Here is a 26136-nt window from a genome sequence, read left to right as displayed (position 1 = left end):
AGCTTATCTTCCTTTAAAATTAGGTTTTCTTTTTTCTAAGAATGCGGTTGTTCCTTCTTTAAAATCTTCAGTTGAACCTGCTTCTGCTTGAAGTTTTTCTTCCAAATCTAGCTGTTGACTCAAGGTATTATCAAAAGCAGCATTTACAGCTTTTTTAGTCAAACCATATCCTCTAGTTGGCATAACTGCCATTTTACCTGCTAACTGTTGAATAAATTCATCAAACTTTTCATCTTCTACCGCTTTGTAAATCATATTCATACTTTCTGCTTCTTGAGCACCAATCTTGTCTCCAGTTAACATTAAGGAAAGAGCCTTTTGCATACCTACTAACCTAGGTAAGAAATAAGTCCCTCCAGAATCAGGAATTAAACCGATCGCAGAAAAAGCTTGAATAAAACTTGCTGAATATTTTGCTACAACAATATCACATGCTAAAGCGATATTAGCTCCAGCGCCGGCAGCAACACCATTCACCGCAGCTATAATTGGTTTTTCAATGTTTCTAATTTTTAAAATGATAGGATTATAATGATCCTTTACAATGTTTTTGAGTGGTGGTCCATTTGGATCTGTTGCTTCTGCTAAATCCTGACCAGCACAGAATGCCTTTCCTTCACCAGTAAGAATAATAACACGAACATGCTCATCTTTTTCACAATCATCCAGAGCCTTTTGAACAGCAAATGCTAATTCTTGATTGAAACTATTGTATTTATCTGGACGGTTAAATTTAAGTGTTGCTATTCCATTATCTTTTGTAAATTGTAATACCATATTATCAGTTTTAAATTTTCTTTCATTATACAAAAATAAGAAAGGCAGGGAATTACCTGCCTTCTCTTCTCTTATAATTTTATTTATTATGGAGCTACCTGACCCTTAATGGTAACTGTTTGCACAGAACCAGGAATATTTGCTGTTACTGTAATTGTCTTGTTAATGGCGGTACCTGCTTGACTAGGGTTCGAAGTAAAAGTAACTTCCAAATCAGATTCTTCACCTGGCAGGATTGGATCTGTTGGTTTTTTAGGAACCGTACAACCGCAAGAAGCTTGTGCATCATTCACAATTAAAGGTTTATCGCCTGTATTTTTAATCTTAAATGTAGTTGTAACCGGAGTTTCTTTAGCTATATTACCAAAATCATAAATAGTTGGATATACTTCCATAGTTGTTAAATTACTCAAACGTTCTTTCTCTTCTACTTCTCGTTGTTTCTGACGTTCTTTGGCTGCTGCTTTTAATTCTTCTGCAGAAGTATTTCCTGAAGATAATTTTGATTTAACTTGGCCATCTTTAACGGTAATATTCGAATCTACTGCTCCTCCATTATTACATGCAAACGTGACTAGCGCAATTGAAATAATAAATCCTATTTTTTTCATATTAATACTATTTACAACAAATATAATTTTTTTTGATTCTATTTCTGTTTTACAATATTCATTTTATCATAAGTACCATTCTTTAATGCATTATATGCACCCATAAAGATTTCATTCTTTACATTAAAAATTTGATAGAAAGCCTCATAATCCCATAAGTTCTGAGCAATAGAAGCCTTTAAACGTATTTGCATTACATCTTTACTTATCTCATAATCACTTTCAGAGAAAACTATTTTTTCATCCTTTTGTGCTGCATATTCAAAGAATTCTTTCATAAATGCCTCATCCGTCTTAAAATTACTTATAAACTCATCTAAGGTTTTATATTTATTCAAAATATCGGCACGATGATTATTTGCATATTCTAACGAAAAACTATTAAAAGTTCCTGATCGGCTTAAGTCTTTATAATATGTGGAATATTCAGATGTATCCATAGGGATAAATAAATCTGGCATAACTCCTCCCCCACCATAAACATCTCTATGGGTAATCAAAGTCTTATAAATCAATGAATCTGGAAATTTAATACTGTCCTGATGCATCATTTCACCATGCTCATAGCGATTTATATAATCATGCTTATAGGCATCCATATCATCATAAGGCTTTTGAATAAATCGTCCACTCGGGGTATAGTAACGAGCAATTGTTAAACGCAATTGACTTCCATCAGATAAGGCTAATGGGCGTTGTACTAATCCTTTCCCAAAAGAACGGCGACCAACGATTAAACCTCTGTCCCAATCTTGGATGGCACCAGATAAGATTTCACTAGCAGAAGCTGAGCTTTCATCGATTAAAATAACTAGTCGTCCTTTTTCAAAATCACCCTTTTTGTCAGCAATTAAATCACTTCTTGGCTGAGCTCTTCCTTCAGAATACACAATGAGTTTATTATCATCTAAAAATTCATCTGCAACAGCTTTTGCAGCATATAAAAGTCCACCACCATTTCCTTGTAAATCAAAAATCAGATCTTTCATTCCCTGCTTTTTCAAACTCTTTATAGCATCATCTACCTCTTTATCAGTAGTTCGAGAAAAACTAGTTAATTTGATATATCCAATTGTTTTATCTACCATATAATAACTTACAACGGAATTAATTGGAATGTTATCGCGTGTTATAGTAAACTCAATTATTTCTTTTCCTCGAAGAATATGCACCTTAACAGTTGTTCCTTTATCCCCTAAAAGTTTTTCACGAACTTCAGCATTTTTAATACCTATTCCAGATACATCATTACCTTCCACCTTAATTATTTTATCTCCTGCTAAAATACCAAGTTTATCAGCTGGTCCGCCTGGTACAGGGTTTACCACCAAAATGGTGTCACGCAAAATATTAAAACGAATTCCAACTCCTACAAAACTTCCATTAATGCGTTCATTGGCGTCTTCTACTTCTTCTTTGGGAATATAAGCAGAATGTGGATCCAACTCTTTTAACATGGCTACAATGGCAGCTTCAGAGATTTCTTTTTTTGGAACTTTATCAACATATATTCTATCAATATAGGAATACACCTCGTACATACGAATTAAATCTGGGTCATCTTGTGAGAAACAATTGTTTATTGATAGTAATGTAATGAGGATAAAAAGTAATTTATTCATGGGATTTTTTTCTGTTTTTAATCAAAATCTACACCAAAAATAAGGTTTGGCATCATATTTAATTCAATATTAACTATTTTTTACAAGAATTGTTTTTAAACATTTAAATGTTTAGACATTTATTTTTTGTTTAAAAAACATAAATAGGTTTTACTTTTCTTTGCAAATGATATGAGATTTTCTATTAGTATATTTTTAATTTTTATTACGTTCTCGACTTTCTCTCAAGTTCCTGAATTTGATAATTTAGAAATGAGGTATGACCAAGCACAATACAAAACGGTATATAAACGTGCTAATAAATTACTTCAAAATCCAGAATTTGATTACTCCTTTCTACCACGTTACTATGTAGCCTTATCTGGTTTGCAATTGGCACAAGATGAAAAATGGTTAAAACGCAATAAAAATACAATTAAAGATGCCACACAAACTTTTAAAGAATTATATCAAACGCTAGAAGGGAAGCGATTACTAGAAGCTCATTTGTATGAAGTAAGTGCTTTAAAATACGATTTAAAACATTGGATGGAAGAATTAAATAGAAAGGGAAATTCCATGCATATCAAAGACATAGATTTTCTTGTTAATACCCTTTTTAAAGATGTACCTCAAGTGGAAAAAATGAAAGAAGACCAACTCAAAGAGCCATCTTATAAAGAACCTGAAATACCAAGTAAAGAAATTGATAAAAGTAAACTCACTCAACGTGAAAAAGTAGTAGCCACTGCAAAAGAATTAATAGGTGTTCCTTATAAATGGGCAGGAACCACTCCTCAAGGATTTGATTGTAGTGGATTTACTGGGTATGTATTTGATAAAAGTGTACATCAAACACTTGGAAGAAGCGCGTCAGACCAGTATAAAGATGTAAAGAAGATAAAAGATAAAAATGTACGTCCAGGCGATCTTATCTTCTTTGGAACTTCTACCAATATCTCACATGTGGGAATTGTGTACGCCACAGAAAATGATAGTATTCAAATGATACATTCAAGTACAAGCATAGGCATTTCTATTGTGGATATTTATGACTCAGCTTATTGGAAAAAAAGACTTGTAGGATTCGGAGCTATTCTCACGAATTAAGGTGCTGTTTCTCTTTCATAAACAAAACCAATATCGAACTCATCGATATATAACTTCCGAACACAATAATAACTAGCGGCTCATATAATTGTGGCACTTTCAAACAAATCAACACAGCATAAAAGACCATCAACCCATAGTTAAGCAAAGTAAAATATCTCCATTTACTCCTACTACCATCCTTAGTCAATAAAAAGACACCTGTTCCTAATTGAAAAATACTTCCTCCTACTAAAAAACTCCAGTAATCCATAATGATATCTGCATAAATCAGCCCTGAAAGAGCAATCACAAATGGAAATATAAGAACCAAACCTAATATTACTTTTATACGTGTATTTTCCAATTGTCTATTATAAAAGATACCATATACAATAATGGTAAGAATACCTGAAATAATGGTAATTAAATATTTGAGAGATAAAATTATGCTAAGGGAATCATACCATGCGTAGAAACCGATAATCATAAAGATTATCAGAAACAAAATGAGTAGTATTTGTAGGAATCGTTTCAAATGGAATGAATAGAATACAATGCAATATACAATTATTATTTTTCTTCTTCTTTATTTCCAAGTAGAAAATCTTTTACAAAAAAACCAGCCATTAACAAAAGTAAAATAGAAGATGCAGCTAATGCAACAGTATTTGAAGTTTTATATTTTGGCACTTCAAAACGCATTTCTAATTCATAATTACCTTTTGGTAATTCCACACCGCGCAACAAATAATCAACGCGATGAATAGGCAATTCTTCCCCATTTGCATATACTTTCCAACCATCTGGATAATAAATTTCTGAAAATACTGCGAATTGATTTTCATCCAGATTTACTTCATATTTCATTTCATTAGGCAAATATGATTTCATAGCAATTTCACCCTGACCAGAAAATGTTAGTGAAGAAATACCTTCTACATCTTTTGCTCCTATAATTGCATCATCAGCTGGAGTAAAGTCATAAACCTTATTTACTGTTATTAATGTTTTGAAACTACCTAATGAATCTTTTGCCAGCTCAGCTGTTGGAATCCAATTCTGAACACCATTTACATCTTCTACATAACTCGAATTAATACTAGATTGCGTAACTGTGCGTATATCTATATGCAAAGTGTCTGTATTTCCTGCCAACAGATATATCTTTTCTCTTCCTGATATTGTATCAGAGTTTATTTTTTCATCATTTATCCATAGGGTTTGATCCGACTTATTATCAATCACAAATAAATTACCTAAAGCCAAAATTTCTTTATCTGGATTTGGTTGTACGATTAGATTTTTCACCAACCATACAGCACCCAAAGCGCCAGGATTTTGCATAGCTTGATCTCCCTGAATAATGTACTTCACATTTAGCATATTAATTACATTCATATTATTGTAATCAATCTGAAAGTCTTTCAAATTCTGAATACGACGTAATTTCGCCCCATGATAACCATTTAACGCTTTATGGAAATAAGATGCTCTTGCACTGTTAAAACCTAAAGCAGGTTCAAACACCCTATAATTTGTTGCTAGATTTAGTGCTTGAAATTTGCGAGACCACATTTCCGCTTGATTTCCTCTATCTCTTCGTGAATTTTTATTTGATGACACAGCCGCTTTATCAATAAGTGTTTTCAAATCCGGATTAGACGCTATTTCCATATCCATGATTTGTTTATCTGCTTGCGTAGGATTTAATGGGAATTCTGCATTCTCCTTTTCTACCCAATAGTCATAAAATCTTCCGTTTTTCTTTTCATTGTTTAGATAGTTAAGATCCACCATCACTAAATCTATTACAATAAAGAAAGCTAACCCTCCAATTATATACTCTTTTTTAGTTTCAGTTTTTACATATAGAACAACCAAGAGACCTCCTGCAAGCATAAAAAATATAGATCGCAACATACTTGATTGATAGATAGATTTACGCACAGAAGCTAGGGCATCAAACTGTTCATTAACACGCTCCATCTGTCGATCAACAATTCGTTGAACATCTCTCGGATTTGTGACATCTATACCATTTTTAAGCAACATATCTGGATCTTCTTTTGCTATCTGTGCACGCACTTGATCAGGATATGTGTATAAGAAATCATTTTCAGGTTGTGACATATAACCATTTCCAAGACCTGTAACAGTAAGTAAAATAAACACGCCCACTAAAGCTCCCGTTGTTATATAAAATGGGCGTAGATTCTTTTTAATCTCCTCTTTGTTTTTAAATAAATAATCTAAAAACAATACACCTAATAAAGGCACTAATAATTCTACCATAGCTAAAATTATGGTAACTGCCCTAAATTTATTATAGAATGGAACGTGGTCAATAAAGAAATCGGTGAGTCCCATGAAATTTTTACCCCAAGAAAGCATTAACATGAGGATAGTAGCAATCATAAGGAACCATTTCAAACGTCCCTTGAGATATACCATGGCTAAAACAGCTAAATAAAACACAATAATTCCAAGGTAAACAGGACCAGATGTAAAAGGCTGGTCACCCCAATACACATTGTTATCAGCTACTAAATTTGCCTCTTTTCTGAATTCAGAAGATTTTAATAAATCTGAAAATTGACTATTTTTTAGTGCAGCACTTCCTCCTCCAAATACATTTGGAGAAACTAACGTCATACTTTCTTTGATTCCATAGCTCCATTGAGTGATATAATCTTTATCTAATCCACTAGTTGTGTTATGATGATTTGAAGATCCATCAACTCCAATTGTTATGTCATTTCCTCCACGGATAGTATATTTTGAATACCCTTCTGTAAGTGATAAATTTCCGTAGTTGATAGCTAGGGCAAAAACATAAACCACAAATAAGCCTGCTGTTACTTTTAAGAATTTAACAATTTCTTTATTTGCAATATGACGTATCAACTCTTCCAAGCCGAAAAATAACAACACAATGCCCAAATAATAGGTAATTTGAATATGGTTAGTGGCTATTTCCATTCCCATAAAAAAAGCTGATAGTAAGAGTCCCCATTTAATACTTCCACGATATGCCATATAAAAAGCCCCTATGACAGGCGGAGCCATCCCAATAGCAGCTGCTTTAGTATTGTGTCCCGCTTGTAAAACAATAATAAAATAAGAAGAAAAGGCAAAAGCAAAAGCACCTAAAATGGCAACTTTAGGGTCAACTTTCATGCATAACAGCATGATATAAAATCCAATAAGAAACATGAAAAACATTCCAGCGGGGGAATCCATCCAAAGTTTCATAGCCTTATACGTTTTTACAAGTAAATTACCATCATATTTAGTTGAAATCTGGTAAGTGGGCATGCCTCCAAACATGGAATTAGTCCATAAAGGTTCTTTCCCCTGTGTATCTCTAAAATAATTAATTTCATTGGAAGCACCTTTAAATTGTTCAATATCATGCTGTTTCAATCCATACCCTGAAAATTGAGGTCTGAAATACAATACAGTGGAAAGAATAAATAAACCAAATGCTAAAATATGTATCCAGTTTTTCTTGAAAATGCTTGAAAAGTTAATTTTACTCATTGTTGAAAGTTTAGTGCTTCAAATAAAAGGCTAAATATAGATAAATTTGATATAAAAAATGATGTCGAATAGAAATTATAAGGCTAGCCATGCATCGTTTCTTTCTTACCGTATTTCTTCATGAGTTCCGCCTCAAACGCTAAATATTCTTGCCAACGCTTGTTAACATCTACCGAAGGTGCATATTTTCTAGCAAAATTAATGAATAAGGTATAATGTCGCGCTTCACTTTCCATTAAATCACGATAGAAAACACGTAAATCGGGATCATTAATTTCTTCGGATAAGATTTTAAAACGTTCGCAACTTCTTGCTTCTATCATTGCTCCGAAAAGCATTTTTTCGACAAATTGTTGCTCTTTGCTACCTCCTTTTAATTGAAATTGATACAAATCATTGACATATTCATCTTTCCGTTCAAATCCTAATGTTAAATTCCGTTTAAGCATTTCATTATGTACCATCTGAAAATGCTCTAATTCTTCTTTTGCCAATTCACTCATAGCCGTAACAACCTCAGGGAATTCTGGAAATTTCACAATCACTGTTATGGCATTAGAAGCTGCTTTTTGTTCACAGTAAGCATGATCTGTCAAAATTTCTTGAATATTTTTCTCTACAATATTCACCCATCTTGGGTCTGTTGGCAATCTTAATCCTAGCATTTTTTCATATTTTAACACAAAAATACATTTTTCTTCTATAATAGTATTTAGCAATCCCAGTCTTAAGCTGTTTTTTTGCGCTACCACAAACATCGAAACAAAAATAAAAATAAATGTGGCTAAAAATATTCTCATGGTAAATAATTAAATCTCTTGGTTAAAAATACAAAAAATATAGATACCTACCACACCCTAATCTCAACTCCTTTATCCCTCTCTCGGATATCAGGCTCTTGCATTCCCTTTGTCAATTCATTCACTTTTCGAAATAAATCATTCAAAAAGTCATTACTGAAGACAATGGGTTGCTTAAATGATTCTTCATCTAGTACCAAAGAAGTACCGAAAAGACTGTTTTCATCTTTTAACAAATAGTCTTTTACAGTTTTGATATAGGATTGCGTAAAGGCACCCCCACCCCAATCCGGATGTTCTATAGCCAAGTCTCCACCCGAAGCAGCGGATAGAAAAGTTACGCCTTCGTATGATGAAATGGTCTCAAACAAAGAAGAAACAGTCGAGGAGAGTTTAAACTTAGGTTGGCTCGCTTTAACTGGCACCAAACCTCTTGCATCACCATTGACAGTAGTTCCAGCTTCTCCTTCTGTCGTCGTTGCAATATCTAAAGTTCGCCCTGAATGACATGCATCCATCAAGACTAATTTATGAGTTGAAGGAATCTTCTGAATTAAAGTTATCAGCTCTTTAAATGCCAAACCATTCGTTTTAAAATTACCAAAATCCATGTCGTAAGGAGCGAAATAATAAGTATTGTCTTTATCCAACACACCATGTCCGGCAAAAAACAAAATCACTTCATCATTTGGTTTAGATTGACTCAGAAAGGTCTTAAATTGATTTTTAATGTTCTTTAAAGTCGCTTCTTCATTAATTAAAATCTGAACTTTTACCTCTTTAAATGAATATGGTTTTGCTTTTTCTATCAAAGATTCATCATCGAACAACCCAAAGTCTCGAATATCATCTGACCCTTTTTCCTGAATATAAGCATATTCTTTTAGGAAAATTCGAGGATTTTGGGGATGTAATTGATCCATATTATAAGACACATCAGGCTGAATTGATTCTCCATTGATATTAAATGAACTTTGAACAATTCGATTATTTTCGTAATCAAAATGATAGGCAAATACATTTGTTGTATTGCCATCAAAATTAATTTTATCCCCATAAGATATGTCCGCTTTAATTCGAATCGGAAGGGAGTCTTCATCTTGTAAATTATAAATCAACAGATTGTTTTCACCATCTAAATATGTGCTCATCATCAAATAATGTCCATCCATAGAGATATCCATAATATTTTCTGTGCCGAAGGTTGGATAATCTGTATTTACACGCCACTCTCCTCTTTCGTTCAATGTTCTGTATTTCAACATCTCTCCCCTTAAGTTTTGCAATGGAATCTCTTTTGAAGTTTCTTCTTTTCCATTTAATTCACTAATTGTAATTAAGGCATTTTCCTCAGAGTTGATTGACACACTTGCCCACAAATTATTGCTTATCGGCTTAAGAAAATCTTGATTTAAGTTGGATGGCAATGAATGAAGGATAAAATCATTTTTACTAGGATTATACTCATATAATCGGTCTTTTGCCCTTAGAAAAAAAGAATTTGCATTTGAACTTGGGTAGATATTTAATTTTTTATCCCATCCCGTATTATAAAAATCTTCTATTTCCAAAGGTAGAGGCAAATATTTTACGCTCTGTGATGTAAAATCTGCAAGATAAACAGAATCATTCACGAAAAGCCATTGTGTACCTTCTGGGTTGAGAGAATATACCTCAACAAAACTGCTAGAAAATTTCCCCCAGTATTTATGAACTTTCGCTTTTTGTTCTTTATTTTGAATTAAAGTATATGTTTGACCATAAAATCGATCATTATAATCGTCTAATTGAGGTTTAGATAATTGTCCATACAATCGTGCAATATCGTAAGCATCTTTTTCAGGAAAGGTTAATGTATAGTGTTTGTCTTTATAAGCCGAAACACCAACTCCCAAAACATAGAGATTAGAAGAACCATCTTCTTTAAACGTATTGGATTTCTCCCCTTTAACTGGAGACTTTTCCTTGTTTTCATCTTCCTCAGTCTTAACCGTTTGTTGATAGTTAGTTGCCTTCTTCAAAGTTTTCGCATAGTCTAGGTTTACATTTCCAAACTTTTCCAATATTAATAAAGGTTGAAAAGCATTTTGTTCAATATCTTTTAATGAAATCCGTTCTCCATTTTTGCTTACATAAAGCAATTCACTAGCATCGAAATTACTAAAATAATGTCCTTCATTGTCTATAAAAACATGTGAAGATTCATCAGGGTGGAACATCGTAACCAAAGGCTGCATTGTTTTTGTATCATAAATAACGGATTGTCCATTTTTAAAAAAGACCATAAAACGAGAACCGTCGGAATTAAAACTCAAATTAATCGGTTCATTCGACTTTGTAAACGATAGTTTTTGATTCCCTACTGTAACAAACTGTTCATTCATAATCATTCCTACCATCTCTCCTCTTTGAGCAGCACGATTTATTACCACACAATCAAATTTACCGAGTTCACTCACAGAATCCGGGCTTGCTTCTAAATACCATGTATACCAATTGCATTCTTTAAAATTTATTTCACGAAAGCGATTAACTATGATAAACTGAGAACGATCTATTTTCGAGGCTTCATAATCTCCTTCTTTTAATTCTTCCTCAAAAAGCACTTTTAATTTCGGAAAAGTTCTAATTTTAAGCACATCTTTAGCGTCAATACTTAACAAATAATTTCCATCATTTGAAAACTTAGCAAATTTATAATCACCCGGAATGTCTGTTAAAGTACTATTATGATAATATCCTATTTTTATACTTTTAGTATAACCCCGATTAAAATACTCCTGATCGCTAACCAATAAATAATCATTTTCTTGGTGATAATCTAAAACTTTAATTTTAGGGAAAGCATCCTTATTCGATGTAATCTCACTCATTTCATCGGTCATAAAATTATACCTAAGAAAAACAGATTTCGATTCATAATCATCGTACTGTAAGGCATAAATAATTGCAATACCTGTATCATCAATTAATTTTGCACTAAGCAGCTTTAATTGAAATTTCGACTCTAAGTAATTCCTAAAACTTAGGGGATAAAACCGATTGTTAAAAGTCCCCGATTCATAAAATTTAACATGGGCATTCGTCAAATCATTATAGGAACCGTTAGGAGAAACCAGCCAACTTCCATCAGGAAAGAAAAGTGCTCCTTCACTACGACCTGAAAAAGATGAACTATTACGAATAAATTTTCCACCTTTTAAACTAAAGATATCAAAAGAAGAAAAGTTATCATTAAATCGATTATCGCCATATTGTTGCCCCTCTCTTACAAAGTAGATTTCATCCCTTTCAAAGTTTATTTCAGAATTGCTATACGATATACTTTGTGCTAGTAAATTAAACGATGAAAATTTCCCTTTATTCTTGACTATCACAAGTGGGTTAACAGAAATATACGATGAATAGCCTTGCGAGAGACTGAGATAAATTTTTCCTTTATTCTTTTTTATAACCACCTTCTTATTGGAATACTTCACATCTTTTTTATCGGTATAACTAAACAACACTTTACTAAGCGATTCATCATTCGTAAAGTTATAGATTTCTAAATTCTCATTTTTGCTATTATTGGCAACAACATAAAATTCACCTTCATCTGTAAAGGATGCAATGATTGATAAATTTTCTGAGACTTTAGATTGTTTTAAAACGGCATTGGTGTTTAAGTCATAGATTGTTAATTCTTTGTTCCAATCTTCATACATGCATAGTTTTTCTAGGTTATCCGTGACAGCAAAATGAGTTGCTCCTCGAGGAATCTGAATAGATTTAACCATTTCATGATTTAAATTAAAAAAGGAGAATGCTTTCTTGAAATAATCACCGGAAAAACTAAACACTGCGTAATAATTCGGATTATTCAAATCTATAAAATCAGCGCTTAGTCCTACTTTAAATATTGTTTTTCCAGTTTGTATATCAATCATTCCAATTGAATCAAGACTTGGATCAGTGCTAAATTCATATTTTTCAGAGACCATTAACCTATCATTCACTTGGATAAAGTTTGCAATAGGAACTCCTGATGGATTTTTTATTGTTTTTACATATTCATAAGATTGAGCATCTGTTTGAATGATTTTTCCATCCTCATCACTAGTAAAAATATACTTTCCGTCTTGGCTTAATCGAGTCGCCGTAATCGTTGTTGAATGATAATCTACATACCTTAAATTATAATCCTTATCTTGACTAAAGATTATAAATGGTATTGTTAAAAGATGAATTAGCAGAACTATCTTTCTCATCCGATTGAGTTTAGACTCATAAAAGTAATAAGAATTTTAAATCAAATTAAAACGGCACTCCAGAAATCACAAACGCCCCCCAATAATAGGGATTATCAATGTTCTCTTCTCTATACTTTAAAATGGCTTGCCTTAAAGCCTCCTGAGGGAAAAGTTCGCCGCCTTCTCCTAAAAATTCAAAGAAATAGGTCATTAATATTGCCGTTTCATCATCTGCAATTTGCCAAAGACTTGAAACAACATGAGGTACGCCGGCAAGGTGAAAAGCACGTGAAAGCCCTATCACGCCACCTTCATGAATAGTTCCTAACCCTGTTTCGCAGGCGGAAAGAACTACCAACCACGTGTTTTTTAAAGACAAACTCTGAATCGTTCGAGCTGTTAATTGTTGGACGTTATCTTCGGCCACTAATAAATAACTCTCATCCAAAGCATTATCCGCATTTAAAATCCCATGAGTTGCAAAGTAGAGCAATTCAAATTCATTTTCATTCAAAGTTGAAATAATATTTTGATAAGTAGCATCTTTACCCTGTAGGATTCTATTTTCTGGAGAAGAAAGTAAAGTTGATACAGCCAAGACTTCTTTTTCTGTACCTGGTAATTGTATCAGTTTAACCTTACTGTTGGTATAGTCTGGATTAGCGACAAACAAAGCACTTTCGAAGTTATATTTTACACCTGTGAGTCTTTCTTTTTTATACAACGGATTTTGATTGTTATCGAAAATCACACCATTTAATGAAGGGATAATGGAATAACTCATTTTGTCAACCAAATATTCATTATCATCGAATTCGAGTGCATAAAAAGGAACAGTGGCAATATCTAGGATAGGAACGACTATTAAATGTTGGATTTTATTCAAATCATCCAAAGGAGGTAATAAAATTTCACAAAGTTCCCGACTCAAAGAAGATGAAGAATGTTCAGTCTTTTTTTCAGAAATCACCTCGAGTCCTCGTTTTTCTGCAAGATAACCTCCTTGAATAAAAATGGAATTAAATTCAGTAATTTTCTCGCTCAATTCTATTGAGTTAATCTTTGTATTGTGTGGATGAATCAAACCGTTTTTAGTACAAAAAAAAACGCTTAGTGTATCATCGAAAAAACCGTAAAATACCATGCCTGCATTTCGATTATATCGATTTAGAAAAGACATAATTCTATATTCAGTGACTTTTGAGGGGGTTTCTTTAAAGACCCCTCTCGTCCTCTCAAGTTGTTCAATTTTCATCTCATATTGATTTAATACATCTTGAAACATCTGCCCATATAGGACAGGCGATAAAAATAGGACGAGTAATAGTAGGATAATTCCTTTCACAATGATTTCTTTGTCGTATTCTTGGTATTAAAGAAAAAGTAACATAATAATTACTTTTTCTACAATTACAAAATTCCTCTTTTACTGTGTTCTTTTTGAGAAATCGTTTTTATTCTTCGCCTAATTCACCATTATTTTCACCATCATCAAACTGTGGTTCATCAATGATATCATCTTCAGGTGGAGTAGCACTATCTCCTTCATCCAAATTAGAATAAACGCCATCGTCATAAATATCCTCTACTGCGTCTTGGCTATCGGATTCATTTGCCGAATTTACGCCACATGAAGCTAATGAAATTATAAGCAATAGGATTATTGCAAAATAGAATGATTTGTAATTAATTTTGGTTGTTTTCATGTTTTTAATTTTTAGTTCAACTTAAGTTTAGTTCCACAAGTTATAAATTTTTCTTAAATAATCTTCTAATTCAGAGTTTTCCGAGGAACTTAATAATTTTAAAAATGGTTTATAATCCATAATGAACTCATAACATATATGCTCTTTAGAAATGGATGCAATTAACGCCGTTTGGTCTTCTATTTCAGGACATGCTTGTAAACTCTTTATGAGTTCAATTTTAAACTTCTTGATAAATTCATCATCATTCTTTTGAGTTATCAATTGCATTGCTTCATTCAATTGTTCTGTCCTTATAGTTTCATCTTTCGTACTCATTGCCTTATACAACAATGACCTAAAATGAATATCAGACCCTTCTTCATAATTTGCCTCAACCTTTTGAATGTAATATTCAACACTATCCATTTGATTTTTTAGAAAATAAATTGCACATAGATTCTCATAAGGATAAACTAAATATTTCGCTGATTCTAAAACCGACATATAGCAATAGGATAATGCGCTATCTAAATCTCCTAACAGATAATAATTCCAACCAATCCTACTCTTATAGTTGGCTTGTTTTTGCCCTTGCAATGTTGGCAGTAGTTTTTCAGTTACTTCAATTTCTTCTTGATATCGTTCTTCTTCGTGGTATAAACGTATTAATTCAAACATTCCGGCATTACTACTTGGGTTTTTTGCTAAAAATTTCAGAAAATAATCTTCCGCATTTTTATAATCTTTTTGCTCAAAATAAACCATCCCGAGATGGTAAAGAACACTCGTTTCGGAGCTATCCATCTCAATTACTTTATAGAATTGATTTAATGCTTCTACATAATCTTTTTCTTTTTTGGCAATGATTCCTAAATTGAGATAAGGTTTAAGATAGTTAGAGTCAATAGCAATCACTTTGTTGAAATAGGTTTTAGCAGATTCATAATCTTTTTGAATGGTGTAAATCGACCCTAAATTGTTGTATAGATTCACTGATGAAGGATTTATTTCAATACCTTTCAAATACCAAGTTTCGGCATTTTTATACTCTTTTTGCGAACGATAAAAGTCAGCTATCTCACTATAAATCGTTGTACTAGCCTTATTATTCTCGAATCTTTTTAGAAGGAGTGATTCAGCCGCTTCAACTTCTTTTAATTCGATGTATAATTGGGTTAAATTCTGCAAAGCAAGTTCATAAGATGAATTTATTTCTATACATTTTAAGAATTGCGTTTCTGCATTTTTATAGTCTTGAGAATTAAAATATTGAACTCCTAAATTATTGATTGGAACTACCCAATCATTCGCTTGTTCAATGGCTGATTTATAGAACTGTATTGCTTTTTCCTTCTCATCTAAACGACTATACACCAATCCTGCTAAATTTAACATATAGGCAGATGAATCAATCTTTAGTGCATAATCAATTTTATTAATCCACATCTCTTTTTCGTTAGGATTAATCTCCAACCTTTGACTATAAAGATCGAGAAATAACATCTTACCTTTATAGATTTCATATAATGCCGAATCAGTCCCTAACAATTTAATCGCATCATGCATCCATTGTGCCGCTTCTTGAAACTCGACTTGCTGCAACTTTTCCAATCGTGAAATATTCTCCGAGAAATACGTATCTCCCCTTCCTTGATTATTCTCAGACATTTTCTTTTTAAAAGAATTCAACGCCGGTTCTGAATTTATACCACTCACATAAAGATTAATTTTAGCCTGACCATAATTCAAATAAGCAACAGCCAATTCGACTTTTCCTGCAAGAGTCGTTTCACAAACTGGACAATTTTGAATCATCTCTTCAAGAATTGAATGAGCACTATTTGAGCCTTTGAAATGATCTTGTTTAATTGCAAAAAGGAGGTTTTGATACCTATAATATTGAGTGGTATCTGAGAAACGTCGATTATCCCCCCCCCTTGTATCAGCCACTTCTCCTCCGCCAAGAACACCAATTAAATCAAGCTTCTCTTGATAGAACTTATCGTGATAACTTAATGTTACATCACAATTTTTTGAGCAATCAAAGGTAGGGATTTGAATAGTTGGGAAATTCTGTTTAGAATAATTTCGCACCTCTCTCTTCACATATTCTTCTAATTCATAAAAGTCGATTATTTGGTCCCCATCCTGATCGGCATTACCACTCAAACCTTTAATTAAATAGTAAGTAAATAATCCATGTCCATCCCAAAAGTTACCACCCTCATAAGAAACTTGGTTTGAACTAGCAGACAACATTAACTTTTCTCCTTTCCGTGTTTCAACAAGACTTTCTGTAAAAACATTTAGCCCTTCTCTTCCTCCTGCTAGGTCACCCGTACGACAAGCATCCATAATTAATATGACATCTGCTCCTTTGGTATTAATTAAATCTGAAATATCTTCTTTAAGATTATAAATGTTAATCGTTCCTGAAGCTCTATAAAGGCTCTTATTTTTTGCATTACAATCATACATCAAGAAAAAATATTGGCTAGCACTAATTCCATCACCATGACCCGCAAAATAAAAATAAATTCTATCCCCTTTTTTTAGATCTAATTCATTCACCCAATCCATAACATCACCCCAAAACCGCCCTGAAGTTGCTTCTTCATTGAGAAGTAATTTTATATTTTGAGCAGGCACATTCCCACCAGAATTGGATTGTAAGAAATCCGCAAATAATAATGCATCTTTATCTGCAAAATTAAGGGTTGAAAGATTCGGATAAGTAGAAATTCCTACAATCACAGCATAAGTATTACCAGGTTCACCAATAACATTATTTGCTATTGGTTTTAGCCCACGAATATTATCATTCTCTTGGGTAAATCCAGTATTTAAAATACATAAAATTAATATGATAACAGATAATCTAAATTTCATTCAATGAGTTTAGAATTGATAACTCTATACGATTGTATCGTTATTTTTCTTTCAAATATACATAAAATCAGGAACAAAAAATACCCATCCCCATTTTTTTGAAAATGAAGCCAATAAAGCTAAAATAAAGAAAATTGATGATACAATGAAGTTGAACGAAGCCTGAGTAATAATTGAGCTTGAGATGGTTTTAGGAGCTATGGGCATGGTATTCTCTCGAATAATATTTCGATGATGAAAAAGCGTTTTTAATTGCTTTTTTGGGCTCTGAAAAGAATAAACCCCATTCATTCATATCGTTTATTTTTACAATATGTTACCGATAAGACATACCTATCCCGTTACGGTTTTGTCCCGTTTTAAAAAAAAAACTATCTTGAGTCAAAGAGCGTTTCACTAAATATACTGTCACGAAGGCGCCCTTTCTATCGGCTTTCGAATGACCATGTGCCCCTTCTTACACTTCGGGCATAGCAAAGGATCTTGCTGTTTGATTTCTCGATATACCTCATAGGCATTTAAGCCTTCATACTTCGGAAAGAAACGTTCACTTTTGTTTATGGTGGCACATAACTCTACGTTTTCTTTTAGATGTCGCAAAGCTAAAAAACCAATGTACCTTACCTTGCAAAGACCTGAAGGCAGAATGTGCTGTAAAAATCGTCGGACAAATTCTGATTCATCCAATGTCATTACACTTTTAAGTCCTGCTTTCTTGTAGTTTTTGTAATAAAAAGTGACTTTCCCATTTTTATGACTGATAATTCGTTGATTGGAAATCGCAACTCGATGTGTGTAATTGCCAAGATATTTGATGATGTTATCAGGAGTAGTAAAAGGTTTTTCACTGTAAACAACCCACTTTTTCTGATAACAAGTATCTTTAATTTGCTTAAAATTTTGAATATCATCCGGCAGCTTTAATTTGCCGATAGCATACTCTTTTTCTAACGTTTTCATCAATAGTCCTCGAAAAATAGCACTTAAAACTTTCACTGGCAGAAAGAACTTTTTATGGGATGGCACCCATTCAAAGCCGTCTTCTGTTAAACCTCCCGAGGGAACAATCATGTGAATGTGTGGGTGGTAGGACATAGTTTGTCCCCAGGTGTGTAGCACTGCTACGCCTCCCATTTTAGCACCAAGATACTCGTTGTTTTCTCCGCATTGCATAAGTGCTTGACTGGCAGCCTTAAACAAACTATCATAAGCAATGCGCTGATTGATGTAAAACAACTTGTTGAGTGATTCTGGAATGGTAAAAACCAAATGAAAATGCTTCACTTCTGGTAAATTGCTTTTCAGTTTATCCACCCACTGTATTTTTCGTGTCATTTGACACTTCGGGCAATGTCTGTCTCTACATGAGTTGTAGGCGTTTCTGTAATGATGACAGTGATTGCACTCTGCAACATGTCCTCCTAGTTTTACTGTTCGACAAGCTAAAATAGCCTGAAATGCTTTTTCTTGAAAAGGATGCAAGTCATTCAGATTCAGTCCTTTGTTGAGTACTTCACTAAAAATATCGGACAACTCTACTTTTTGTCGTTTATTTTGCTTTGTTTTCATAAGCGAAGATCATCAAAAGGTGAGACAATGTTTTTTAAGCTAGCATTTGAAAGATGCAGGTAAATCGAAGTAGTTCGGATAGAACTATGCCCCATAAAAGATTGAATAATCTTTAGGTTAATTCCTTTGTCCAAGAGATGGGTAGCAAAACTATGTCGTAGCAAATGAGGGGTTACTCTTCTTTTGATGCCCGCTCTTTGTGCAGCATCATGAATTACTTTATCAAAAGTTCGGACACTCATCTTCTTCCCTGGATGCCCATTTGGTTCAAACAAGTAAACTTTTGGTCTAAAACACTTGTAATAATAGCGTAATTCCTCTAGGGTTTGCTTTGAAAGAATCGTTCTTCGGTCTTTCTTTCCTTTACCTTGACGCACGATAATAAAACCGTTTTCTGAGTCAATGTCCTTCGGTTTTAACTGCAATAATTCCATTTTGCGCAATCCTGCCGTGTACATGGTCATAATCATCACCCGATGTTTGATGTTTTGAGTACGCTCAATCATCAATTTAACTTCTTCCAAGGAAAGAATTTCGGGTAGTTCTCGCGGCAATCTAGGACGTTTTATTGCAATGGGTTCCCATTCTTTTTTTAATACGTCTTCGGTGTAGATTTTAAACGCACTAATCTTTTGATTGATATAAGATGGCGAAACTTTTTTTGACTTTACTAAATGATGCAAGTATTGTTTCAAATCCTCGATGGTCAGTTTATCCAAGGTCTTGTTTGCATACGACTCGAAGACCTGCATCGTCTCACAGTAGCTTCTCACAGAGCAATCGCTGTAATTGCGAATCTCCATTTCTCGTTTTAACAGCGCTATGGCTGGGGAAAATTTATTCTCCATAACTTTTTGATTTTTTAAATGAAATCTAAAAGTTATGGAATGTTTTGGGAATTACCGACTTGGTCGGTTTAGTTCAACTTCATTTTTTACCAAGTTTGTTGTACGTACAATATTTTTATTCAATATATATTCATCATAACAATAAAATTTTGACTAATTTTATCTCCGAAACTTTAGATATGAATTAATCCGTTTTTCCTTGAAGAATAAATGGTGCCCAATATTCGGGAGCAGAAAATTTACCACCCTCTGCTATTAGCTTTAATTTTGCGTTTCTTAAAGCAACTCTATAACTTTCTCCTACTAAAACATTATCATAAAATTCTTCCATTATAAGTCGAGTTGATTCATCTTCAACTGGCCATAGAGAAGCAATTATATTTCGAACTCCTGCATCAGAAAATGCACGAGCTAATGACGTAGTCTCAATACCATCTTTTCCTAATCCTGTCTCACAGGCACTTAAAATAACGAGATTTGTTTTTTCCAATTTTAGTTCATACAATTCTGGCAGTTTCAACTTTTTATCGGCAAATAAAATCCAACTGTTTTTTATCGATTCTTTATCCAAATATCCATGAGTAGCTAAGTGGATAATGTTTTTATTTTTACACTCCGATTTGAACATACTTGTTTTTGCTTGTTGACCAATTAAAATTAATTTCTCCGCGGATACTTTCTTAGAAATATTTTCCACCTCTCTCTTTGCATTTGGTAAACTTCCTGATTTAGTTGGTAGAAAGCCTATTATTATTTTTGGAATTATTGCTTTTTTAATAGGTTCAGCCTTATGTGGCGCTGCTTGGAATATGCTTTCCCTAATCGTATTTAGAGGTTTACAAGCAATCGGTGCAGGTGCTATACTAGCTACAGTAAACACTATTGCTGGAGACATTTACACCATTCAAGAAAGGGCTAAAATCCAAGGTTGGCTATCAAGTGTTTGGGGAATTTCTGCGGTTATTGGTCCTGCCATTGGTGGGTTCTTTGCTGAATATATGACCTGGAGATGGATATTTTTTATTAATATCCCATTTGGGATTATTTCTATTATTCTTATAGTCAAATACCTTCACGAACCCAAACCAAGTAAAAAACCTAGTATTGATTGGTTAGGTGCGATATTTATGCTGATAACAGGAACACTTTTAATGTATATTTTACTTCAAAGCGGGCAATCATGGCCTTGGTTATCATATACAACACTCATCTTAAGTACTATATTATTACTTCTATTCATACTAGTACTTAAGATTGAACGTAAAGCAAAAGAACCTATCATGCCTGGGTGGATATGGCAACGACGTGTTTTAATTGGAGCCAACTTAGGGATCATAGGAATGGGAATGGTAATGATAGGCCCTAATATGTATATTCCTGTTTTTGCTCAATACGTGTTAGGTGTTGGGGCCATTTCAGCTGGTTTTATTCTGACTAGCATGAGTTTTACTTGGCCTTTATCTTCAGGCTTATCCGGATTTTTTTATCTTCGAATAGGATTTAGAAATACTGCTTTAATTGGTACTGTTTTAGTTTTAATTGGGTCCATTGGTTTTCTTTTTATACAATTTCCTGGAAATATTGTTGGTCTAGTCAGTGTGCAAATGCTAATGGGGGCAGGATTTGGTTTGATTGCAACCCCTCTCCTAGTAGGTGTTCAATCAACAGTTGGGTATGAGCAACGTGGTGTGGTTACTGGCACCAATATGTTTGGTCGTTATTTTGGTCAGAGTCTTGGCTCTGCTATCTTAGCTGTTGTTTTTAACAACCAAATTGAACATAAATTAGCACAAGCTCCTGCGTCTTTACAAAATCAACTACCTCAAGTAAATGAGATTGTAGATGCAATGAAAGGTTCTGGAAATAATCCCGCTTTATTAAATTTCTTACGAGAAGCATTCTTCGAAGCTACGCATTGGGTATATGTCGGAACTTCTATTATTCTTGTATTAACAATACTTATTCTATTATGGACACCCAAAAAGTTTCCAATAGTTGAAGATTAGTGAGTTTCAGAAACTTAACTATTATACAAAAGAATTGTTAAAAACTATTTCTAATACCTAAAAAATTCCCTTTCATCATTTCGTATATTTGAAGCAAAATCTGCAGACATGTTTATCATATTTGACACCGAAACAACGGGGTTACCTAGAAATTTTAGGGCACCGTACACGGATCTCGACAATTGGCCGAGATGTGTGCAGATTGCGTGGCAGGTACACGACAAAAATGGGCAACTTATTGAGGCTAAAAATTACCTCGTTCGTCCCAATGGGTTTAATATACCTTTTGATGCAGAAAGAATTCACGGTATATCTACCTTATTAGCAGAGAAAGAAGGAGTTGAACTTTCTTTTATGCTACATGAATTTAATCAAGCACTTGAGCAAGCTGATTTTATCGTAGGACACAATGTAGATTTTGATATAAACATTATGGGCGCGGAATTTATCCGTGGAAACATGACAACACGCATGCATGATATGCCTGTATTAAACACATGCTCCGAGAATACCGCCCAGCTATGTCAACTAACAGGAGGGAAAGGAGGTCGTTTTAAGTTACCTACCCTAACTGAACTTCACCAATTTTTATTTCACACCCCTTTTGGAGAAGCGCACAATGCCACAGCCGATGTAGAAGCAACTACCCGTGCCTTCTTTGAGTTAATCAGGAGACGTGTTTTTACTGCACAAGAATTACAAAATAATGAACAGTTCTTCCAAGAATTTCTTATTGCAAATCCGGATATCATTGCTCCAATTGGTTTAGAACATATCAATTTAAAAGAAAGAAGTAAACAACTCAAGGAAAAGCAACAAGAAGAGATAGTCTTATCTAAACAGGACATACAAGAAGGACTAGAACAAATGGAGGATATTCCGTTTGTGCATTTACATGTTCACACACAATTCTCTGTTCTTCAGGCAACAAGTGATATTGACGAACTTATCCAAAAAGCAATTGACTATCAAATGCCTGCCTTGGCGCTAACGGATATGGGAAATATGATGGGGGCTTTTGTATTTGAAAAACATATTTCTTCCCACAATAAAAAAATAAGAGAAGAACGAGAAGCTGCATTGGCTGAAGGAATTCCTTTTCATAAAACTGAAATTACCCCCATTATTGGTTGTGAATTTTATGTATGTGAGGATCATACAAACAAAGAGATAAAGGACAATGGATATCAAATTGTGCTGTTAGCCAAGAATAAAAAAGGATACCACAATCTTGCAAAAATGGCATCTATCGCTTTTACAGAAGGAAAATATTATGTTCCTCGTATCGATAAAAAAATCATTGAGAAATATAAAGAAGATATCATTGTACTTTCTGGTAACTTGTATGGTGAAATCCCTTCTAAGATTTTAAATATCGGTGAGAAACAAGCCGAAGAAGCTTTGATTTGGTGGAAAGACCAATTCCAAGATGATTTTTACCTAGAAATCATGCGACATAAACAGGATGATGAAGACAGTGTTAATACGACACTCATTAGCCTAGCTAAAAAACATAAGGTTAAACTTGTCGCTTCCAACAATACTTTCTACACAGAAAAGAAAGACGCTACAGTTCACGACATCATGTTGTGTATTAAGGATGGAGAATTAAAAAATACACCTATAGGAAAAGGTCGTGGATTTAGATATGGATTTCCAAATAGCAATTACTACTTCAAATCTCCTAAAGAGATGAAGGAGTTATTTGCCGATCTTCCAGAAGCTATTGAAAATACTATTGAGATAGCAAATAAATGTGAGGGATATACCTTAGCAAGTGATATCCTACTTCCCGCATTTGATATTCCCGAAGAATTTCAGAATTCGGAAGACCAACACGATGGTGGTAAACGTGGTGAAAATAGTTATCTTCGTTTTCTCACCTATGAGGGCGCAAAAAAACGTTATCCTGAACTAACAGATGAAATTAAAGAACGTTTAGATTACGAATTAAGCATCATTGAAAAAACAGGATATCCTGGCTATTTCTTGATTGTACAGGATTTTTGTCAGGCTGCACGAGAAATGGGTGTAATGGTTGGTCCAGGACGTGGTTCCGCCGCTGGTTCTGCCGTTGCTTATTGTATAGGAATTACGAATGTGGATCCTATTAAGTACGATTTACTATTCGAACGTTTCTTGAATCCTGATAGGGTTTCCTTACCAGATATTGATATTGACTTTGACGATGAAGGACGTGGGCGTGTTATCGATTGGGTTATTCAAAAATATGGTGCAAATCAAGTAGCGCAAATTATTACCTATGGTACTATGGCAGCTAAGTCATCCATTCGAGATACTGCCCGTGTATTAGATTTACCCTTATTCGAGGCGGATATATTGGCTAAATTAATGCCAGATATCTCACTAAACAAATTACTCAAGGCTAATGACGATGAACTGAGAGAGAAACTCAAAGCCAACCAAGATGAGATTAACAAGGCTCAACGACTAATCGCTATAGCAAAAGAGAATTCCCTACAATCCGAAGTTATCAATAAGGCAAAAGAAATTGAAGGCTCTCTAAGAAATACGGGGATTCATGCTTGTGGAGTGATTATAACTCCTACTGATATCACTGAAATTGTTCCAGTAGCTTTAGCAAAAGATAGTGATATGTATTGTACCCAGTACGACAACAAAGTTGTTGAAGAAGCAGGGTTGCTAAAGATGGACTTTTTGGGATTAAAAACACTTACCCTCATCAAAGATGCAGTACAGCTAGTAAAAGAAACTACAGGAGAAGAATTAGTTCCTGACGATTTTCCTGTTGACGATGAATTGACATACCAATTATTCCAACGTGGTGAAACTGTTGGAATATTCCAATACGAATCTCCCGGAATGCAAAAATATTTGCGTGAATTAAAGCCTACAGTCTTTGCAGATTTGATTGCCATGAATGCTTTATATAGACCTGGGCCTATCGAATATATTCCTGATTTTATTAAGCGAAAAAATGGAGAGCAGGAGATTACATACGATATTGAAGATTCTAAGGAATATTTGGAAGAAACTTATGGAATCACTGTTTATCAGGAGCAAGTTATGTTGCTGTCCCAAAAATTAGCAGGATTTACCAAAGGTGAAGCTGATACCCTACGTAAAGCTATGGGTAAGAAGAAATTTGACTTACTGGCAAAACTAAAACCTCAGTTCTTAAAACAAGGAGCTGAAAAAGGACATGACCCTAAAGTATTAGAAAAAATTTGGCATGACTGGGAAGCTTTTGCATCTTATGCATTCAATAAATCTCATTCCACTTGTTATGCTTGGGTAGCCTATCAAACTGCTTATTTGAAAGCCCACTATCCTGCCCAATACATGGCTTCTGTGTTGAGTAACAACATGAACGATATCAAACAGGTGACTTTCTTTATGGAAGAATGTCGTAGAATGGGCGTTGAAGTGTTGGGTCCTGATGTAAACGAATCTAACTACAAGTTTACAGTAAACAAACAAGGCGCCATTCGTTTTGGGTTAGGTGGAATTAAAGGCGTAGGTGCGAGCCCCGTAGAAACTATCGTAGAAGAAAGAATTAAAAACGGTCCTTTCACAGATATTTTTGATATGACAAAAAGAGTTGATCTTAGGAAATGTAACAAAAAAGCCTTTGAAGGACTTATTTTAGCAGGTGCGCTTGACTCTTTTTCACATATGCACAGAGCACAATATTTTGTAGAGGATAACAGAAATTCATTTCTTTCCAATGCAATTAAATTTGGGAATGACCAGCAAGAGAGAACGAATTCAAATCAAGTGAGTTTATTTGGTGGAGATTCTGGTGTTGAAACTCCCGCCCCTACTATTCCGCAAGCAAGAGAATGGTCTTCTATTCAGAAACTCAATCGTGAGAAAGAGGTTGTAGGTATTTATATTTCGGGGCACCCATTGGACGACTACAAATTGGAAATTGATTCCTTTTGTAATGGAACTCTTAGCCAGTTAAAGGATGTTGATAGAAATAAAAATAGAGAATTCACTGTCGCAGGCGTTATAACATATACTGAACACCGCACAACCCAATTTGGTGACCCTTTTGGTAGCATCACAATAGATGATTACAACGATTCATACAAACTTTTTTTATTTAAAGAAGATTATGGTAAATTCCGTGACTTTATGATTGACAACACCTTCATATATGTCGTAGGTAGAATACAGTTGAAACGATTTAAAAAAGATGAATATGAATTTAAAACTACTAAAATTGGTTTCCTTTCTGATCTAAAGCAACAAAAAGCAAATGGTTTAGAAATTAACCTAAGTTTGTCACAAATAAATCAGGATTTAATTCGCTCCACAGAACACCTTTTCAATGAATACAAAGGTGATTACAATGTTCGCTTTAAAGTATATGACACGGAGAATCAGTTTGAAATTGAACTATCATCACGCAGCTACAAATTAGACATTCATCACCAACTCATCAAAGAACTACAAAAATTAAACATTGAATGTAAATTGATATAACCCTCAAATA

Annotated in this window: 17 protein-coding genes; 3 read left to right on the top strand and 14 right to left on the bottom strand. The window is 33.9% G+C overall.

The features are described 5' to 3' along the window. Nucleotides 1–3 precede the first annotated feature (3 nt). The 3 genes from M9897_06325 to M9897_06315 form a co-directional block, all read right to left on the bottom strand. Nucleotides 4–777 carry an enoyl-CoA hydratase-related protein gene (locus M9897_06325; GenBank protein ID MCO5268492.1) on the bottom strand — a complete coding sequence of 258 codons (774 nt, stop codon included), beginning with the start codon at nt 775–777 and terminating at the stop codon, nt 4–6. 86 nt (nt 778–863) lie between these two features. After that, nucleotides 864–1388 (bottom strand): DUF1573 domain-containing protein, encoded by a 525-nt coding sequence (locus M9897_06320; protein ID MCO5268491.1) that lies wholly within the window; start codon nt 1386–1388, stop codon nt 864–866. A 38-nt stretch (nt 1389–1426) separates the two neighbouring features. Then, complete coding sequence (locus tag M9897_06315) at nt 1427–3010, bottom strand: S41 family peptidase (GenBank protein ID MCO5268490.1); 1584 nt, start codon at nt 3008–3010, stop codon at nt 1427–1429. Nucleotides 3011–3181: 171 nt separating this feature from the next. Between M9897_06315 and M9897_06310 the strand changes: the two genes are divergently transcribed. After that, complete coding sequence (locus M9897_06310) at nt 3182–4099, top strand: C40 family peptidase (protein ID MCO5268489.1); 918 nt, start codon at nt 3182–3184, stop codon at nt 4097–4099. Here M9897_06310 and M9897_06305 read toward each other — a convergent pair. From M9897_06305 to M9897_06255, 11 genes are all read right to left on the bottom strand, one after another. After that, the gene (locus M9897_06305; GenBank protein MCO5268488.1) at nt 4089–4586 is read right to left on the bottom strand and encodes a hypothetical protein; all 498 of its coding nucleotides are present in this window, start codon (nt 4584–4586) and stop codon (nt 4089–4091) included. The two genes, M9897_06310 and M9897_06305, sit on opposite strands and share 11 nt — an antisense overlap. 65 nt (nt 4587–4651) lie before the next feature. Next, a complete protein-coding gene (locus M9897_06300; protein MCO5268487.1) occupies nt 4652–7621 on the bottom strand; it encodes a YfhO family protein in 2970 nt (989 codons plus the stop codon). Nucleotides 7622–7704: 83 nt separating this feature from the next. Beyond that, on the bottom strand, nt 7705–8286 hold the full coding sequence (locus M9897_06295) for a tRNA-(ms[2]io[6]A)-hydroxylase (protein ID MCO5268486.1): 582 nt from the start codon (nt 8284–8286) through the stop codon (nt 7705–7707). Between the two features lie 182 nt (nt 8287–8468). Then, nucleotides 8469–12671, bottom strand: coding sequence for a caspase family protein (locus tag M9897_06290; GenBank protein ID MCO5268485.1), 4203 nt, complete (start codon nt 12669–12671; stop codon nt 8469–8471). A gap of 46 nt (nt 12672–12717) precedes the next feature. Beyond that, nucleotides 12718–13908, bottom strand: a complete 1191-nt coding sequence (locus M9897_06285) for a CHAT domain-containing protein (protein MCO5268484.1) — start codon at nt 13906–13908, stop codon at nt 12718–12720. A 199-nt stretch (nt 13909–14107) separates the two neighbouring features. Next, nucleotides 14108–14359: a hypothetical protein gene (locus M9897_06280; GenBank protein ID MCO5268483.1), complete on the bottom strand. Its 252-nt coding sequence runs from the start codon at nt 14357–14359 to the stop codon at nt 14108–14110. Between the two features lie 27 nt (nt 14360–14386). Next, nucleotides 14387–17230, bottom strand: coding sequence for a tetratricopeptide repeat protein (locus tag M9897_06275; protein ID MCO5268482.1), 2844 nt, complete (start codon nt 17228–17230; stop codon nt 14387–14389). 51 nt (nt 17231–17281) lie between these two features. Next, on the bottom strand, nt 17282–17521 hold the full coding sequence (locus tag M9897_06270) for a hypothetical protein (protein ID MCO5268481.1): 240 nt from the start codon (nt 17519–17521) through the stop codon (nt 17282–17284). Between the two features lie 117 nt (nt 17522–17638). Next, nucleotides 17639–18799, bottom strand: coding sequence for an IS91 family transposase (locus M9897_06265; protein MCO5268480.1), 1161 nt, complete (start codon nt 18797–18799; stop codon nt 17639–17641). Then, entirely contained in the window at nt 18796–19647 is an 852-nt protein-coding gene (locus M9897_06260) for a site-specific integrase (GenBank protein ID MCO5268479.1), read from the bottom strand. The genes M9897_06265 and M9897_06260 overlap by 4 nt, the downstream gene beginning before the upstream one ends. A gap of 184 nt (nt 19648–19831) precedes the next feature. Then, nucleotides 19832–20344 (bottom strand): CHAT domain-containing protein, encoded by a 513-nt coding sequence (locus M9897_06255; protein MCO5268478.1) that lies wholly within the window; start codon nt 20342–20344, stop codon nt 19832–19834. Nucleotides 20345–20399: 55 nt separating this feature from the next. On the opposite strand from M9897_06255, the gene M9897_06250 reads away from it, so the two are divergent. Next, entirely contained in the window at nt 20400–21653 is a 1254-nt protein-coding gene (locus M9897_06250; protein MCO5268477.1) for an MFS transporter, read from the top strand. 108 nt (nt 21654–21761) lie between these two features. Continuing rightward, nucleotides 21762–26126: a DNA polymerase III subunit alpha gene (gene dnaE / locus M9897_06245; protein ID MCO5268476.1), complete on the top strand. Its 4365-nt coding sequence runs from the start codon at nt 21762–21764 to the stop codon at nt 26124–26126. Nucleotides 26127–26136 lie beyond the last annotated feature (10 nt).

Source organism: Brumimicrobium sp. (assembly GCA_023957385.1).
Classification (GTDB): Bacteria; Bacteroidota; Bacteroidia; order Flavobacteriales_D; family Crocinitomicaceae; genus Brumimicrobium.
This window is presented reverse-complemented; position numbering and strand designations above follow the sequence as displayed.